We start from the raw sequence: 13,225 nt of genomic DNA on the forward strand, positions 1-13,225 counted from the left end.
ATATACACTTATTTTATTTAATATTTAAATGGACATTATTATGCTGACTTCTCTTCGTCACTGGTCACAATGCCGTTTTTCATGGCTGTTGCTTGCATTAACAGCAATAGGTCTTGAAGGCGCAGCTTTGTATTTTCAGTACGGAATGGAATTAATGCCTTGTGTAATGTGCGTCTATCAACGCATCGCGGTATTAGGAATATTAGTTGCCGCATTGATTGGGGCAACCGCACCTAAAATGGCACTTATGCGTATGGCAGGTGGTTTCTTATGGATTTATTCTGCATACCGAGGAATTGAACTTTCTTGGGAACATACACAACTCATTCTGAATCCATCACCTTTTGCAACCTGTGACTTTTTTGTCACTTTACCCTCTTGGTTTGCTCTGCAAGATTGGTTCCCTGCTGTATTCCAAGCAACTGGTGATTGCTCTGTCAGCCAATGGCAATTCTTAACTTTAGAAATGCCACAATGGATGCTTATTATTTTCTCAGCTTATTTTGTTGTGGGTTTATTAGTATTAATGAGCCAAATAACAAGTTCTTTTAAAACAAAAGAATAAAAAAAGAAAATAGCCCTTAGCGATAAACTAAGGGCTATTTTTATAATAGATAATTAGTGATTAAAGATTCAACCCAAAATAAGCTTTAACCTGGTATACAAGCCCCTTCAATTAAAGCTTGTTCACTACAACGCTTACCATTAGCAAATTGACACACAGGTGTCTGACCACCATGTAATTCATAGTTTAAAGAAGGCACGCCACCTGAAAAGACACAGGTTGCCTTGGCTGATTCATCTAAGGGAATATCAAGGCTGGTTGTCGGTATTGTTCGACTCTTATTAACTACTTGTGTAGATGAATATTGTGTCTGTGTTGAATTACTGCATCCTGCAATAAAAGCAAAGCTAGTTAACATAAATAGATAACAAGCTGTTTTAAATTTCTTTTGCATCAAAGACACCCTAATTTTGTCCAGTTATTCCTATTAGTGTGAAGCACTTTTGGATAGTAGATTTATAATTAAAACACCAGCAATAATCAAAGTCATACCAACAATGGCTGGTAAATCAAGTTTTTGTTGATAGAGAAACACCGCCGCAACAGAAACTAAAACTATCCCTAGACCACTCCATATTGCATAAGCAATACCTAATGGCATAACTCTTACCACTTGGGAAAGTGCCCAAAAAGAAAAACAGTAACCTATGACGACCACAATAGATGGATACAAACGACTAAAACCATCAGAAGCTTTCAGCATTGTTGTCGCAATCACTTCAGATATAATTGCCAACATTAGGTAAGTTAATCCATTCATTTTTTCGCCTTAATCCTATATAAAGTCAATTTTGTGAATTCTATCACAAGCGAGATTAAGGATATTCATCTACAACAAATAAAAAAGGCATCTTTCATATTGAATAGATGCCTTTATATCGTGGAAATACTTATTTAGTGTTGATGAAGCTGATTTTTTTGACGAGGTTCTCCGCCCATGGAAACACGATAGCGATTAAAGATAAAACCACACCAAACCACAGCAACAACACTTAATATTGTTCCTGCGTAGCCAAGATTTGTCATACCAGCATGTAAGATAACTTGATTACCAATCAATGCTCCAGCGCCAATACCGATATTAAAAATACCTGAGTAAATGGACATGGCGATATCTGTTGCATCAGGGGCTAAATCAATCACTTTGACTTGCATTCCAAGACAAATGCACATAAAGCCGATGCCCCAAAATATAATCAGTGCAATAAATGACGTTAAACTTTGACTACTCATCATTAATAAGCTTAAACAGAATGTCAGCAGAATTAAGGCAAAGAACAAGAATGATGTTGGCATTTTGGTACTATAACGACTAAATAAAATACTTCCCACAATACCTGCCCCCCCAAAAATAAGTAAAACCAATGTGGCAAAGTTTGGATCTAAATTGGCAATATCAACAACGAAAGGTTCTATATAACTATAAGCGGTAAAGTGTGCAGTAACCGCGATTACAGTTAACAGAAAAATACCCATTAATGGTCCACGTTTTAATAACACGGGTACACTTTTTAATGATCCCGAATGCTCACTTGGTAATAAAGGTAAATAGCGCATTAATGCAAACATGGTAATTAAAGCTAAAACACCAATTCCCATAAATGTTGCACGCCATCCTAACCACTGCCCAACAACACGGCCTAAAGGTAAACCAAGTACAGTTGCTAATGCAGTTCCTGTCGCTAATAAACCTAATGCTTGAGCTCGTTTACCCGCAGGCGCCACTCTAATAGCCAGTGATGCAGTAATCGACCAGAATACGGCATGAGAAAATGCAACACCAATACGCCCTACTAGCAACGATTTAAAATCCCATGCTACACCAGATAAAATATGACTTAAAATAAAGAGAATAAATAAAATAATAAGTAGCTTACGTCGCTCAACTTTGCTTGTCATTATCATTAAAGGCAAAGACATCAAAGCAACAACCCAAGCATATATTGTGATCATTAAACCTGTTTGAGCCGGAAGCATGCCGAAGCTGTCAGAAATATCACTTAACAGTGCAACCGGAACAAATTCTGTTGTATTAAAAACGAAAGCCGCAAATGATAATATTATTACTCTGATCCACGCTGTTTGACGGCTAACTTCATTTACATTTGATGTTGCGATATTCATAATTAATTGATGCTTTCTTAAATTATATTGATATATATGCCATGCTTTTTACAGAAGCTTTTGTCTGATTTACTTTTCTTACTTGAGCTAAAATGTATTTATTATATTGAAAATAAAAAAATAACATAAAGATAAAAATGTATTTTGTTAAAAACAAAAAATAAACTAACTTATCACTAAATCTCATTGCTAAAGCGAATCAGCTATCAATTTTAGCATCTCATATCATGATTTTAAATCCCCTTCGCAACTTCTTTTTAACGTTAACATAATCTTCTAATAGAGAGATTGTAGATATAAATGACCTATCACTATTTTATGTTGAAGAATAAAAACATGCTCTTTTCAAGAAAAATATATCGAATATTCATTGAATTAAGTTAAGAGATATTAATTTAACAGTCCGAAATAATCTTACTGCTGGACAAAAGATAAATAAAAATAGAAAGGATATTGAGATTACTGACTCAAATCATTAATAACTTGAAGTGCCTGTTCGCAAGCAATATTTTTCGTAGATGATGTTGAACCATCAAAAGCATTTTTGATAGTTGAAATTTGTTCTTTTGCGGGTCGTGGTAACGTTAAATTTCCATTAGAAAGTGCTTTTTCTACATCATTTAGCTTTTCAGCTAACTGCTGACAACTTCCATTGTTATTTTTAGATTGGTAAATAGCCATAAGCGTATCGCGCTTTGCATCTACGCTAGAAAGAGTTTCACGTATGGTAGATGACGAACTTTCAATCACTTCGCGGTTTTCATTCCAAAACTCAGTAGTATTTTCTTTAATGACAGATACAATTAAAATAGCAACAAGAATAGCCAGCATAATAGTCAGCGACAATATTCCTCCCGCAATAATAAGTATCTGTTTCATATTAAACTCCACATAAAAATCATCTTTTTAATATTTCTTTTTTAATATATATAGTCAAAATAAATAGGATTCAATCTGGATTACGATTCTTTTTATTTTTTACATTTTATTACGGAGGTATACAGTTCTATTTATTCTTATTTATAAAAGAAAACGAGCACCTAGTTTGACTTAGATGCCACTAATTAATATATAAATTTTTCTTGATAACATTACTTTTTAGAACAACATGCAATATAATTTAAAACATGTCGATTCTCTCTAAAAAAACGGAACATTGATAAAAATCGTGATCTATTTTTCTTATTTATCAACCCATTCTTAATTATTTTTGCAGTCCTAAATAAGCCTTCATCACGAATTAAACCAATAGGTGACATTAAACTCATATTACCTGATTTTATTTTTACTTCTGAAAAACCAACATTAATAAATAAATCGTGCCACTCTTGCTGAAACATAGGTGCTACATTTGATTTCACTATATCGATTAATTTTTTTCTATTAACATCATCATTTTTCTTCATAATATCGTGAGTTAATAATAAGCCACCAGGTTTTAAAACCCGGTAATACTCTTTTACTAGTTTTGTTTTGGCTTTATCTGCATACATTGTCAGCATCGCTTCATTTATCACAATATCAAAAGTATTATCAGGAAAAGGCAAAGATAACGCATTAGCTTTTGTTAATTGGATCAAATGTGATAATTGAGCGCTATCGACATTTTTTTGCGCTTGAGACAAAGCATTATCATCCATGTCGATAGCAATAATATGACAACCGTATTTCTTGGCAATCTCGATTGAAGTTGTCGCCATATTACAAGCAATCTCAAGAACATGGCTTGATGATGTAAAATGTGCATTATTAATTAACCAATCAGATGCCTCTACACCACCCGGTCTTAAACGTGTTTTCCCTAAACTCGCTAAAAAGGTATGCCCTGCTTTTGACGGTTCTTGAGACATATATTGCGTTGTAGTTTGATTATCCATATAGACACCTTAAAATTGCATTATTTATACAACTTTATAGTAAAATAGATTTAATGGGAATAGTTATCATTAATTTTCTTTTTTATAAAGAAATTCCGAATATGCAAAGAGGTATAAAGTTAGATATTGATATATACCCATTGAAATAAAGTAGGTAAAAAGACTATTTTGTCATTAAAGGTAAAGAATATTAAACTTTGAATAACAACATTGACCTTCCCCTAGGGGGAATCTTTAGAGTGATAACAATTTCACGATAAATTAAAGGAAACTGTTATGAAAAAGTTTTTACCTGCCGCAGTTATTTTAATGAGTGCTATCTCTTTTGGTGCAATGGCAAACAATACACATATGAACATGGATGCATCACATAATAGCACTCCAATGCAAAAAGAGCTTAATGAATCTATGAATAAAATGCATGCTGATATGGCAAAAGGAATGAATACTGATAATGCAGATGTTGCTTTTGCTGATGGCATGATAGCCCACCATTTAGGCGCTATTGATATGGCTAAAATTGAGTTGAAATATGGTACTGATCCTGAAATGCGTAAACTAGCTCAAGCTATTATTGATGCGCAAGGCCCTGAAATAGAACAAATGCAAAAATGGTTAGAAAAAAATAAAACCAATAAATAAGAATTTTATAAGGCTGTGATTTATTAGGCACAGCCTGTTTTATTTTTAATATTTCCCTTCCTAATTTCTTATTAAAGTAAATCAAATAATTTTCTAATACTCATCTCATATATTATAATATTACGACTACCATAATATTAATCGCTGTATCACGTATGGGGTCCATATGAATAATTTAAAAAACATGGCGTTATTAACTCAAAAGCTAGCCATGCAGATTAAAAAATGGACTCATGATACTAATCAATTTGAAACCCCCATTCCGGGATTAACACTAACACACTGGACTTCTCCTACACCAATTACCAGCCATACTCATAAATCAGGGATCTGTTTAATTGCCCAGGGCGAAAAGAGAGTGATCTTAGGAGAAGAAAGCTTTATTTACGATGCCAATCATTTTTTAATTTCTTCAATAGAACTCCCTGTTATGGCAAATATTATGAAAGCCAGCAACGAGAAACCGTTTTTAGGGCTAGTTATGGAGTTAGATCTGCAAGAAATATCACAACTTATTGTTGATAGTGGAATAACATTTAGCTCAGATTCTAATGCCCAAAAAGGCATTGCTGTTGGTGAATTATCAGAACCTTTAGTCAATGCATTTATTCGCTTACTCACTCTTCTTGATGAGCCTGATAGTATTAAAATTCTTGCTTCTGGTATAAAACGTGAAATTTTCTATCGTCTATTGATTACGGAGCAAGGTGAACGATTGAATCAAATTGTCACAGCAGGTAGCCATAGTCATCAAATAGCTAAAGCGATTGATTGGCTAAAAAGTAATTATATAAAACCATTAAATATCAATGAATTGGCTTCATGTTCAGGAATGAGTAAATCTGCTTTTTATACTCATTTTAAAACAATGACATCAATGACTCCGCTTCAATTCCAAAAAAAATTACGGCTCAGTGAAGCCCGCCGATTGATGTTAACTGAAAATTTAGGAGCAATGACAACTACTTTCCGAGTTGGTTATGAAAGCCCTTCTCAATTTAGTCGTGAATATAGCCGATTATTTGGAGCTCCACCGGCAACCGATATTAAGATGCTTAAAGAAACAAATCATATTTAACCGCTATAAAGTTTCTTATTCTCTCTATTACCAAATTTATATTATTCACAATCATCATTTTAGTTTTTTGGAAAAATAGGCAAGAGACTAAGAAGATCAGACATTCATTTCTAAATACAAAAGCGATAGCATTCTACTCAACAAATAATCCATTCCTATCTTATTTGAAGTTAAAAAATACAATAAACTTCAATTAGATAATCTTTAATCTGGCAATAGGATCTCATAATGCAACTCGATTTCTCTTACTATAATCCAACAACTATCCATTTTGGTAAGAATTCTCTTGCTAAATTGAATGATGAATTATCACATTATGGCGAAACAGTTATGCTGATGTATGGCCGAAACGCGATTAAATCTAATGGACTCTACGATGAAGTTATCGCGATACTCCGTCATGCTGGTAAAAATATTATTGAATTATCAGGTGTTATGCCAAACCCAACTTATAAAAAAATGATGGAAGGCGCTCAATTAGTTCGTGAACATAACGTCAGCTTAATTTTAGCCGTTGGTGGAGGCTCTGTCATTGATTGTGCTAAAGGGATCTCTGTTTCTGCTTACTGTGAAAATGAAGATCCATTTCAAAAATATTGGGTTGAATATCAAGAAGTTAAAAATAAAATTATTCCTGTTGCTTCAATTCTTACCATGGTAGGTACAGGCTCTGAAATGAATGGGGGTTCTGTTATTACACATGAAGACACAAAATATAAAATTGGCCGAGTATTTCCTGCCAATGTATTTCCTAAGTTTTCAATCTTAAATCCAGAATATACCTTTACTGTTTCTCAGTATCAGATGGTCAGTGGTGTATTTGATACCATGTCGCATTTGATGGAGCAGTATTTCTCTGATCAAGGTGCAAACACAACAGATTACTTAATTGAAAGTTTATTAAAATCTTCGATTGATAATTTACGTATCGCACTTAAAAATCCAAGTGATTACGAAGCAAGAAGTAATCTTATGTGGAATGCAACACTTGCACTAAATACCCTCACAGGATTATCAAAAACACAAGATTGGCAAGTCCACATGATTGAGCATCAATTAGGGGCTTATACAGACTGTGCACATGGAATGGGACTTGCTGCAATTTCTCTACCTTATTATCGTTTTATCTATAAATTTGGCATTGATAAATTTGTACGATTTGCAACTCAAGTCTGGGGTATTTCAACAGAAGGAAAAACACAAAATCAAATTGCACTTGAAGGTATTGATGCACTAGAACATTTCACAAAAGAGTGTGGTATTGTAACTTCATTAGAAGACTTAGGTGCAACAAGAGAGATGCTTCCTGAGATTGCGCAATCAACCACAATTATTGGTAGAGGATATAAAAAACTAACCACTAAAGATGTCCTCGATATTTTGGAAGCATGTTTTTAATTATCTATCAATACTCTTGTTAGCATCACCTTAGCCACTAAAATAAATTTCATATTTAGGCATGTAATAAATACGATGATTATCTAAGAAATAGTCATCGTATTATCAATAGCTCAACATTTGAACTTACCCCCTTCTTATTTCCTCTTCAAAAAGCAGATTAATTCTCTGATAAAGATGCCTCTACATGTCGAATAGCCTATAATCATAAATACATAATATAATTACAGCTGAAGTTATACTTTTCAGCAATGAACTTCTCTCATTCGAATATACATAAATCTAACTATGCCTAAAATATTAATAATACAAAGAGATAACATTGGTGATTTAATACTTACAACACCATTAATTGATACTCTTGCCCATGAATATAATACGAAAATAGATCTGCTCGTAAACTCTTACAATCAAGCGATTCTAGAAGGTAACCCTTCTGTTGGAAATATCCATGTGTACAGCAAGTTACATCATAAAAAATCAGGCCAGTCATCCTTAAAACTTATTCTTAGTCGCTTGAAAATTATTCTTGATATGCGTCGTCAACATTATGACGTTGCCATTATTGCTCGTGATCATTGGGCCAAAAGAGCATTACAATGGGCAAAATTATCAGGCGCTAAGCGTATTATCGCTATTGGCAATGACACACCTTCAGCAGTGACAGATCCAATTCCAACACCGTCTAATAAAGTTCATATCGCTGAGTTGTTCTGTCAACTAAGCCATCCTCTTGGAATAGAGAAAAAAGCAGGTCCTTTAAAGTTGTACGTCAAAAATGAAGAAATTGCTACAATTCGCCAACGTATTAAAATAACTGAAAATATTCCTATTTATGGATTACAAATTAGTTCACGCAAGCCACAACAACGTTGGCAAGCAGAAAAATTTATCGCGTTAGCGCACCAATTAACACAACGCGAAAAATGTCATATTCTTCTCTTTTGGTCGCCAGGCAGGAGCGATAATAAACTGCACCCTGGTGATGACGAAAAAGCACAATTTATTCTCGAACAGTGCAAAAATATTCCTATCACACCGGTGCCTACACAAAACCTTAGAGAATTAATGGCCAGTATGTCTTTATGTGATCAAATGCTAACTAGTGATGGGGGAGCATTACATATTTCAGTAGGTGTTGGTGTACCGACAGTAGCTATGTTTGGTAATAGTGATGCTGATTTTTGGGGGCCGTGGCATATAGCGAATGAAGTACTAAAAGCGCCTGAAAATAATGTAGAGCTTCTTACGGTAGACGACGTATTGGCTCGCTTTATTACACTAAGAAATAGAATTATTGCCTTAGACACTAAGAGTTAATCGGTGAACACTTAGACAAAACAATATCAAATATAAATCATCTTTATCGCCACAACTGATAAGGTGATTTTTTATTTTACACACTATCAAATTTATAAACCATATTAGCTTAAGTGACTATAAGATAATGTGTTCAATTTAATTTTTACTTTTTGATAATAAACCACCCGTAAAGTGGGTAGTTTGCTCTTGCCCTATAAAGGCTTGTTACCGACTGCACCTAAATGACGCAGCTTTCTCTTCGTTCAAGCTAAGTGCCTTTGCTACCTTGGCTTACCCTTTGAAGGGGGTCACATACTCTTTACTACTCAATTTATCCAAGATTAAATCCGACTTTTCTTGCTCTCTGATATACTTCTGAATTGTGGCTTCATTGACCCCCTACTGTACATACATAGAACCCTTCCGCCCAAAACTTTCTGTTTTTTAAATGGGCGTGTCTATCGAAGATCATTAGCGAACTTTTATCCTTCAAATATCCCATGAAACTTTAAATACCTATTTTTGGTGGAATACTCACTAACATATGAACATAATCTGGCATGAGATGACCTTCGATTATTTTCACTACTTTATACTTACAAAGGTCTCGAAGTATCTCACCTATACTTAAACGAATATTATTAAAAATAACTTTCCGTCTATATTTCGGCAAAAAGACAATATGGTATTTACACAGCCACTTTGTATGTGCTGAACTTTGTGCTTTAATGCCCATAAACACCTTTCCTTATTTAAGTTACGAATATTAGCTTGAACATCTATATCGTAACGGAAAGGTGTTTTTCTTGGTATAACCCTTGAATGCCACCCTCAAAGCAGGTGGTTTTATGTTTAAGACACTGATGCGACTTAAACTGGCTAAAGCCAAAATCAAAAAAATAGACCTCAATAAGGTCCACTTTTTATATGGTGCCTAAAAAAAATTAGGCAATTAAATAATGATACAAACTTAATTCTATCGAATAATGTAAACGCAAATGCATTGATACAATAGAGTGTGTTTTTCCTCCATCGATCTCTGTTGCTTGCTCATCCATAATCGAATCTTCAACGATATCAGCTGGGCCTAAATAATAAAATTCTGTACCTTCAGAATCATCTTTTTTAATAAAAAAATGTATTACAGCTGTTTTATCTTTTTGAGATTGAAATATTTCAAGCATTGGTCCTGAATTTCGTGTTTGCTTAGACTTACTATACCATTTGATAAGATCTGGACTTAATATCTTATCTTCATAATGCACCTTGGAATTCAAATCTTCCGTTTTTTGATAAGTTGTGAAAATAGGCAGTGTGTTATGTTTAAGGCGATAACCATAAATAGTACTTGATTCGTCCTTATGCCAATTTAATAATCGACATATATCTTTTCTACTGTAACGCTCATACAGTTTTAATGGTGTAGATGAAGAGTATTTTTTATTTTTCGCTTTTGCTACATTTATAATATCTAAGAAGCGATTTTTAAACTCTTGATTACATTCTAATAGATTTTTTATTTCTGATGCCAGAATATAATTTTCTGATGCCTCATCATAAATAACTAAAGAAGATCCACCATATCTTTTTCGTTCAATCTCTCCCCAAAAATCATAATTCAATATTCTTTGGACAGAAATTATAGTTTCTACTGTATAACTAACTTGATTATCATCTAAAACTTTTAAATAATTAGCATGTAATAATGTAGATTGGATATATAAAGTTTCTAATAATAAAACCTCATGTAAGCGTTTACCATTTAATAACTCCCTCATTAAAAACAGCAAAACGGCATCCGCATACACCCCAAAAGTTTTTATGGGTTGTCCTTCCATTGAGGCAATAAAGTCATCATATGTTTTATATGAACTGGCTATAACACTAGGATCTACACTATTATTGGTAATAAAATCCAACAATAACGGGATACGGCCTATACGGTTTTTTAAATCAATGTAAGCCTTTTTGATGGATCGAACACTATCAAGTTTGACGGAAGAAATAGCCTTAAGCACTCTCTCCTGTGCTATTTTTTCAAAGCTAATATTACTCAAACCATATAAATTACCAGGATCAATAGCTGCTCGTCTGATAGTTTCTTTATTCAATGAGTTATCACCCATCAAGGCTATTGGGATCAAATAGTTCTTCTGATAATTCCCTATAAAATCAATAACAACTAGATATTCTTTAGTTGGAAATTTGCGCAATCCTCTACCTAGTTGCTGAATGAATATGATGCTTGATTCCGTTTGTCTCATCATAATCACTTGATTTAAACATTGAATATCAATGCCTTCATTAAATATATCCACAACAAAAATATACTGAATTTCTCCAACTTCAAGCCGCTTAATAGTGTGTGCTCTATATTCCTGTGGATCTTCTCCCGACAACGCTACAGTTCTATAATTTCTATTATTGAATTCATCTGAAAGATCTCTTGCTTCATCTAGTGAACGACAAAATATTAAACCTTTGGGTGAATCACCTGAATACCCATAATATTCTATTTTTTCAATTAGAAAATCGACTCGCTCGTCACTAACTAAATGTTTCAGATTGGATAAATTATCAATTAATTCGCCATTAAGCTCATAATCCACCACGCCAAAATAATGAAAAGGCGCAACTAAATCCATTTCTAATGCGTCTTTCAAGCGGATCTCATATGCAACGTTATAGTTAAACATTTCAAAAATATTAAATCCATCTGTTCTTTCTGGCGTAGCAGTCATACCAAGTAAAAATTTCGGTTTAAAATAATCTAAAATTTTTTGATATGAAGTAGCACCAACTTTATGGACTTCATCAATAATAATATAATCAAAATAATCAGCTGAAAACTTATCTAAGTGTTCTGTCTGTGACAAAGTTTGTATTGTCGCAAAAAGATAATTAGCGTTTAAATTTTTTTGATTTCCCGAAAAGATACCATATTCAATCTCGGATGAAGCGGGAATAATTTTTTTAAAGCTTTCGGATGCCTTTAATAAAATTTGTTCTCTGTGTGCCAGAAACAGCATTCTCTTGGGTTTAGCATTTTGTATTTCAAAGGCAGATAAATATGTTTTACCACTTCCGGTAGCAGAAATAATAAGCGCTTTTTTTTTATCTTGATCCCTTAAAGCCTTAAGATTTAGCAAAGCATCTTGCTGCATTTTATTTGGTTTAATTATGTCTGTATTAACTACTTTAGATATTGAGTTATCTTGCGGGTATAGCTTGTTATTTTTCTGATATTCAATCGTATATTTATTGATAAAAACCAAATCTAATAATTCACTAGCTCCCCACTCATCTTCAAATATATCTCGTAATTTTTTATAGATATCACCATCTTGATAGCTCGTAATAGCAAGATTCCATTCATAATTTATCTTTAATGCATTTGCCGTTAGATTTGAGCTACCAATAATTGTAGTTGAGTAATTTTCATAATGAAAAAAATAGCCTTTGGCATGGAATCCCTGCTTTGTTGAAATCTTCACTTCTAAATTAGAGATTTTTAGTAATTCTTTAAATGTATCAGGATGGTTAAATGTTAAATAATCTGATGTTAGAAGTCGGCCAGTAATTCCTCTAAGAGACAAATCTGACAAGATTGTTTTAAGTAGAGATAAGCCCGATTTAGTCACAAAAGCGACCGCAATATCAAATGATTTTACATTTTTTAATCGATCAATAATGCCTGACAACAATTGATCATCATAACTTTGATTTGTAAAAACCTCAGCTTTAAGGTGATCTTTCGCTTGTATCTGATGATCTACAAAGCTGTGTAAAATAGACTGCTTAAAATCTTTATGCATTGCGACTCTCTTCTTTTAAGATTTTTTCAACAGCAGAGATATCAGCGGGGGCCCAATTTAAAGTTAGTAGCTCAGAAATAGGAGTCCACATTCCTTTTTCATGTTCGTATAATTGAATCTTTCCACTTTGAAGAACTGACTTATAAACACTTAAATTAACATTTATATTCTCATATTCGTGTAAATGAGTATCGATATGTGCTTGTACCAGTATTTCACATCCTAATTCTTCTTGAATTTCTCGTTTAAGAGCTTCTTCAGGAGTCTCACCGGGTTCAATTTTACCTCCAGGAAATTCCCATAATCCTGGCAAACTCATTTTTTGAGATCTTAAGGCACAAAATATTTCATTTTTTTCGTTATACATTGCAGCTGCAACAACATAAATAGTTTTTTTAGTCATAAATCTGGAATACCTAATACA

12 protein-coding genes and 1 pseudogene are annotated in these 13,225 nt (G+C 33.4%); 5 read left to right on the plus strand and 8 right to left on the minus strand.

The features are described 5' to 3' along the window. Positions 1–40: 40 nt before the first annotated feature. On the plus strand, positions 41–565 hold the full coding sequence (dsbB, locus tag NBG71_RS05420) for a disulfide bond formation protein DsbB (RefSeq protein ID WP_075673886.1): 525 nt from the start codon (positions 41–43) through the stop codon (positions 563–565). An 85-nt stretch (positions 566–650) separates the two neighbouring features. On the opposite strand, the gene NBG71_RS05425 is transcribed toward dsbB, so the two are convergent. From NBG71_RS05425 to NBG71_RS05445, 5 genes are all read right to left on the minus strand, one after another. Next, a complete protein-coding gene (locus tag NBG71_RS05425) occupies positions 651–959 on the minus strand; it encodes a putative hemolysin (protein ID WP_075673887.1) in 309 nt (102 codons plus the stop codon). 33 nt (positions 960–992) lie between these two features. Next, positions 993–1,325 carry an SMR family transporter gene (locus NBG71_RS05430; protein WP_075673888.1) on the minus strand — a complete coding sequence of 111 codons (333 nt, stop codon included), beginning with the start codon at positions 1,323–1,325 and terminating at the stop codon, positions 993–995. A gap of 134 nt (positions 1,326–1,459) precedes the next feature. Next, positions 1,460–2,689, minus strand: a complete 1,230-nt coding sequence (locus NBG71_RS05435) for a sugar transporter (RefSeq protein ID WP_250916604.1) — start codon at positions 2,687–2,689, stop codon at positions 1,460–1,462. A gap of 459 nt (positions 2,690–3,148) precedes the next feature. Next, positions 3,149–3,568 (minus strand): hypothetical protein, encoded by a 420-nt coding sequence (locus NBG71_RS05440; RefSeq protein WP_099660537.1) that lies wholly within the window; start codon positions 3,566–3,568, stop codon positions 3,149–3,151. Positions 3,569–3,780: 212 nt separating this feature from the next. Further along, on the minus strand, positions 3,781–4,566 hold the full coding sequence (locus NBG71_RS05445; RefSeq protein ID WP_223672290.1) for a class I SAM-dependent methyltransferase: 786 nt from the start codon (positions 4,564–4,566) through the stop codon (positions 3,781–3,783). A 276-nt stretch (positions 4,567–4,842) separates the two neighbouring features. Between NBG71_RS05445 and copM the strand changes: the two genes are divergently transcribed. The 4 genes from copM to NBG71_RS05465 all read left to right on the plus strand — a co-directional run bounded on the left by copM (position 4,843) and on the right by NBG71_RS05465 (position 9,004). Further along, positions 4,843–5,208, plus strand: a complete 366-nt coding sequence (copM, locus tag NBG71_RS05450) for a CopM family metallochaperone (protein ID WP_250916605.1) — start codon at positions 4,843–4,845, stop codon at positions 5,206–5,208. 166 nt (positions 5,209–5,374) lie between these two features. After that, complete coding sequence (locus NBG71_RS05455; RefSeq protein ID WP_099660538.1) at positions 5,375–6,286, plus strand: AraC family transcriptional regulator; 912 nt, start codon at positions 5,375–5,377, stop codon at positions 6,284–6,286. 228 nt (positions 6,287–6,514) lie between these two features. Continuing rightward, positions 6,515–7,684 (plus strand): iron-containing alcohol dehydrogenase, encoded by a 1,170-nt coding sequence (locus NBG71_RS05460; RefSeq protein ID WP_075674026.1) that lies wholly within the window; start codon positions 6,515–6,517, stop codon positions 7,682–7,684. A 288-nt stretch (positions 7,685–7,972) separates the two neighbouring features. Next, positions 7,973–9,004 (plus strand): glycosyltransferase family 9 protein, encoded by a 1,032-nt coding sequence (locus tag NBG71_RS05465; protein WP_250916606.1) that lies wholly within the window; start codon positions 7,973–7,975, stop codon positions 9,002–9,004. A 273-nt stretch (positions 9,005–9,277) separates the two neighbouring features. Here NBG71_RS05465 and tnpA read toward each other — a convergent pair. From tnpA to NBG71_RS05480, 3 genes and pseudogenes are all read right to left on the minus strand, one after another. Further along, positions 9,278–9,722, minus strand: a pseudogene (tnpA, locus tag NBG71_RS05470) (IS200/IS605 family transposase). Positions 9,723–9,930: 208 nt separating this feature from the next. Further along, the gene (locus NBG71_RS05475) at positions 9,931–12,801 is read right to left on the minus strand and encodes a DEAD/DEAH box helicase (protein ID WP_250916607.1); all 2,871 of its coding nucleotides are present in this window, start codon (positions 12,799–12,801) and stop codon (positions 9,931–9,933) included. Further along, complete coding sequence (locus tag NBG71_RS05480) at positions 12,794–13,204, minus strand: (deoxy)nucleoside triphosphate pyrophosphohydrolase (protein ID WP_099660541.1); 411 nt, start codon at positions 13,202–13,204, stop codon at positions 12,794–12,796. The genes NBG71_RS05475 and NBG71_RS05480 overlap by 8 nt, the downstream gene beginning before the upstream one ends. Between the last annotated feature and the right edge of the window lie 21 nt (positions 13,205–13,225).

This window comes from Proteus sp. FZP2095 (assembly GCF_023701425.1).
GTDB classification, from domain to species: domain Bacteria; phylum Pseudomonadota; class Gammaproteobacteria; order Enterobacterales; family Enterobacteriaceae; genus Proteus; species Proteus cibarius.